Below are 4,215 nucleotides of genomic sequence, written 5' to 3'. Positions count from 1 at the left end.
AAAGCTGATGAAATCAGCGTAGTAGAGCCCACTCAACCACTGCGTCTTGCTCGACAATTCAAAGATAATTGAGAGGCTAGGACTTTTGTCCCAGCCTCTTTTTGTTGAAAATATGCAACTTTTTGTTTTCCATATTTTTGAGGTCTACAATAGGATCATCAAGAAAAGAAAGAGGTCCCAGCATGATAAGCAGACTAAAGAATCGTCTCCTTCATTATTTCCTTAAACAGACTAGTTTTTATGTTAAAGAGGAAAAATTAGAACTGACGGAAGAAGAGAAACTGTCTCTTCTCAAGCAGGCCTTGCAACATTTAAGAGAAGTTATTTTATCTGCTAAGTATAAGGAGGAAAGCTTATGAAACTCTTATTTCGCAATCATATCTTTGCCTTACTCAGTCTTTCACGTTTTTTGAATACCATTGGTGCTGCAATTTACAACCTTGTCTTTGTGGTCTTCGCGGCTAGCATGCCTCACCCTAGCCTGGCAGTTGGGATCGCTAATCTCATTGTTTTTATCCCAAGTCTTTTCACCATTTTCATTGGAATGAAGGCCGATCACACCGCTAAAAAAGCCGACTGGCTGATCCGAATGGGCTTTCTGCAAGCTATCCTTTTCGTCATCATTGCACTGATGACAAAGATTCCGGGTTACTTGGCCTTTTCAATCGTTTGCTTCCTGAATATTGTGTCAGATTGTTTAAGTGATTATCGCGGGGGATTGCAACTTCCCATTATGCAGAAGAACATTCCTAGCGAGGATCTGATGGAAGCCTATTCCTTCAATCAACTGCTTAGTATGGTTTGTTCAATTTCAGGTCAAGCACTGGGAGTCTGGCTTTTAGCTATCAGTCACCAAAACTTTGCACTTGTTGCTTCGATCAATGCCCTGACATTTCTCCTGTCTTCCACTTGTCTTTTCATCCGACGAAGTCAACTAACCCACGAACCGATTCAAGTGGATTCAAGTAAGAAAGTTTCTTTCCTTCAAGAATGTCGAGATATCTATCGCAATGTCACCACTATCTTTGCAGATGAAGAAGTTCACAACTTTGGAAAACTTCTCCTATCCTTAATTTTCATCAATGCTTTGGGAGGATCCATCTCCGGCATCTATAATTTGCAACTGCTTCACTCCCCCTTATTTCATTTGAGCTTTAGCCAATCGCTCTTGATCTTAGAAGCAGTAACTATTTTAAGCATGGTCTGGGCTAGCCTGACACCTCACGATTATTTTTCCAAACAAACCCTCCACCATACTCTACTGTGGATTGCAGGTGGTCTGACCATGCTTGGCCTCACAAATACTCTGGTCCACTGGGATATCCTTTCCCTTCTACTCATCACTTTTCTTGGTTATCTTGTTGCAAAAATCAACCCATAAGTTTCTAGTCTTTTAATGAGCAAACTACCAGCTGAGAAATTAGCCTCTACCTCTAGCTTTTTGGGTCTGATGGTAAGCTTTGCCACGCCTCTTGGAACAGCCCTTTTTTCTGGCCTCGCTATTTGGAACCTCGCTCTAGCTTGGGGAATCTTTGCCATCCTTGGTTTCGGCACCGTCCTCTTGTCTAGCAAATAAAAAATCCACCGTTGGGTGGATTGAGCACGAAGACAAACTGATCTTTTATACAAACCTATTAATTTCTATTAGGATAAATATTTTTATTCTTTAAAATGATTCAATCAGCTACTGAAACTTTCCGTCGTGAGAAAAGTGCTAGAAACAAGGTTGTTTCTAGCACTCGGAAGTTTTGGAACCTTAGGTCCAAAACTAAGTCATGGAACTTCATAGAAGTTCGCTGACGTCCGTACTCACCTAAGGAAAGGTTCTAAGATGGTTGTGTCTTCAATCTGAATCCACTGTTGGGTGGTTTTTTACATTTTTCTTAGTCTTTCCACCCGTTCAGCAATGGGAGGGTGGGTATAAAAGAGTTTTTGCAAACCGGATTCTTTTTTTGGATCGTTGATAAAAAGAGCACTGCTCGCATCATCGACATGTCGTTGCATTGGTTCGCTATTGTCTAGTTTTAACAAAGCATTGATCATCCCTTGAGGATTCCGCGTCAATTCAACACTTGAAGCGTCTGCTAGGAACTCCCGTTGACGAGAAATGGCTAACTGTACCAGGGTCGCTGCTAATGGCGCTAAAATGATGGCAAGCAAGGAAAGGATCAACATAACAATCTCCAAACCACTGCTACCTTCTCGATCATCGTCCCGGCTACGGCCACCGCCCCACCACATCATCCGCCCACCAATGCTAGAAAGCATGGTGATGGCACTAGCAAGGGCCACTGCAATCGTAGAGATACGAATATCGTAATTGCGAATGTGGCTGACTTCGTGTCCGATAACTCCCTCCAATTCCTCACGATTCATCACGGCTAGAAGACCTGTCGTTGCTGCAACAGCAGCATTTTGAGGATTAGACCCTGTCGCAAATGCATTCATAGAAGGATCATCTACAATATAGACCCGAGGCATGGGGATCTGGGCTACCATAGCCATATCTTGTACAATATGGTAGAGTTGAGGCGCTTGCTCTTCCGTTACCTCACGCGCCCCATTCATCCGCATGACAACTTCGGTGGATTGAAAAATCATGCTAAAGGCATAGATTCCACCAATAATCAAAGCTAGGATGACGCCACCAAGGGAGGAGCCTAACCAGAGGTAACCAACGGCTGCTCCGATAAGAGCTAAGAGTATGAAAAAAGCAATAAGGAGAATCCAGGTTCTCCTTTTATTGCTTGCAATTTGGTCAAAGAGCATATTAGTCTCCTAATCCGCTAAAGTCCACCTTTGGTACTGCTTTTTCTTCTTCAGGCACTTGAAGGAATTCAGCTTGTCTGAAGCCGAACATTCCAGCAATTACGTTTGTTGGGAAAGTTTCCAACTTGACATTGTAATTGCTTGTGACACTATTGTACAATTGACGAGCATAAGAAATTTTGTTTTCTGTGTTGGTCAATTCTTCTTGCAATTGCATGAAGTTGGTGTTGGCTTTCAAGTCTGGGTAATTTTCAGCCACCGCAAAGATGCCTGCTACTTGACGGGAAAGAGCATCACTGGCTGCCATTGCTTCTGCAGGTGAAGAAGCTTGCGCTACTTGTTGGCGAAGTTGAGTCACTTTTGCTAGTGTATCTCCTTCGTACTTGGCATAGCCTTTAACGGTTTCGATCAAGTTTGGAATCAAGTCATTCCGACGTTTCAATTGCACATCAATTTGACTCCATGCTTCACGAGTTTGCATGCGGCTTTTCACCAAACCGTTGTAAACTCCTACTACAATCAACACAAGGACCACAATGATCCCAAGAATAATCCAAATCATTTTATTGAATTCCTTTCATTTCTTTCTACCAGTATATCAAATTTCCCTTATTTTGTGGTAAAATAAAAGCATGAAACCAGAAGAATTTTATGTCCGTTTAGCCGAACTCGGCTTTCCATTAACTGATCGTCAAAAAGAGCAATACGAACGCTATTTTGAGCTCCTCGTGGAATGGAATGAAAAGATTAATCTCACTGCCATCACCGAAAAAGACGAAGTCTATCTCAAGCATTTTTATGATTCGATCGCACCCATTTTACAAGGTTTGATCGAAAATCAACCCATCCGCCTCTTGGATATCGGTGCTGGCGCCGGCTTTCCGAGCCTACCAATGAAGATCCTATTTCCTGAGCTGGATGTCACCATCATTGATTCCCTCAATAAGCGGATCAATTTTCTCCACTTGCTGGCTGAAGAGTTAGGTTTGAGCGGAGTTCATTTCTACCATGGACGTGCGGAGGACTTTGCGCAAGACAAGGCTTTTCGTGCCCAATTTGATATCGTAACTGCCCGCGCTGTTGCCCGCATGCAAGTCCTCTCTGAACTGACCATCCCTTACCTGAAAGTAGGGGGACGGCTTCTTGCTCTCAAGGCCAGCAATGCTCCAGAAGAGTTAGAAGAAGCCAAAAATGCCCTCAACCTGCTATTTAGTAAGGTTGAAGACAATCTACAGTATGAATTGCCAAACGGGGATCCACGCTATATCACTCTTGTAAAAAAGAAAAAAGAAACCCCCAATAAATACCCAAGAAAAGCAGGTATGCCCAATAAGCGGCCATTGTAGTAAGATACAAAGGGCTAAGAGGATAAAAGTCAAATAAGAGGCTGGGACAAAAGTCCTAGCCTCTCAATTATTTTTGGATTGTCAAGCAAGACGCAGTGGT

The 4,215-nt window shown here is 42.8% G+C and carries 4 protein-coding genes and 1 pseudogene; 3 read left to right on the top strand and 2 right to left on the bottom strand.

Going from position 1 to position 4,215, the window contains the following annotated elements; translation table 11 throughout:
• The first annotated feature begins 182 nt into the window (after window positions 1-182).
• Complete coding sequence (locus ADI76_RS11510; RefSeq protein ID WP_193390709.1) at window positions 183-359, top strand: hypothetical protein; 177 nt, start codon at window positions 183-185, stop codon at window positions 357-359.
• Window positions 356-1,576 (top strand): annotated as a pseudogene (locus ADI76_RS00025) (MFS transporter). Before ADI76_RS11510 ends, ADI76_RS00025 begins: the two are co-directional and overlap by 4 nt.
• Window positions 1,577-1,872: 296 nt before the next feature.
• On the opposite strand, the gene htpX reads toward ADI76_RS00025, so the two are convergent.
• Window positions 1,873-2,769: a zinc metalloprotease HtpX gene (htpX, locus tag ADI76_RS00020; protein ID WP_049513751.1), complete on the bottom strand. Its 897-nt coding sequence runs from the start codon at window positions 2,767-2,769 to the stop codon at window positions 1,873-1,875.
• Window position 2,770: 1 nt separating this feature from the next.
• A complete protein-coding gene (locus tag ADI76_RS00015; protein ID WP_023918932.1) occupies window positions 2,771-3,331 on the bottom strand; it encodes a LemA family protein in 561 nt (186 codons plus the stop codon).
• Window positions 3,332-3,401: 70 nt separating this feature from the next.
• On the opposite strand from ADI76_RS00015, the gene rsmG reads away from it, so the two are divergent.
• On the top strand, window positions 3,402-4,115 hold the full coding sequence (rsmG, locus tag ADI76_RS00010; RefSeq protein ID WP_049507092.1) for a 16S rRNA (guanine(527)-N(7))-methyltransferase RsmG: 714 nt from the start codon (window positions 3,402-3,404) through the stop codon (window positions 4,113-4,115).
• Window positions 4,116-4,215 lie beyond the last annotated feature (100 nt).

Source organism: Streptococcus parasanguinis (assembly GCF_001074805.1).
Lineage (GTDB): Bacteria > Bacillota > Bacilli > Lactobacillales > Streptococcaceae > Streptococcus > Streptococcus parasanguinis_A.
The sequence above is the reverse complement of the archived record's forward strand: the minus strand, read 5'-3'. Positions and strand labels throughout refer to the sequence as shown.

Coding starts and splice junctions, on each gene's coding strand:
- ADI76_RS11510 (WP_193390709.1), top strand. CDS start 183: ATGATAAGCAGACTAAAGAATCGTCTCCTTCATTATTTCCTTAAACAG.
- htpX (WP_049513751.1), bottom strand. CDS start 2,769: ATGCTCTTTGACCAAATTGCAAGCAATAAAAGGAGAACCTGGATTCTC.
- ADI76_RS00015 (WP_023918932.1), bottom strand. CDS start 3,331: ATGATTTGGATTATTCTTGGGATCATTGTGGTCCTTGTGTTGATTGTA.
- rsmG (WP_049507092.1), top strand. CDS start 3,402: ATGAAACCAGAAGAATTTTATGTCCGTTTAGCCGAACTCGGCTTTCCA.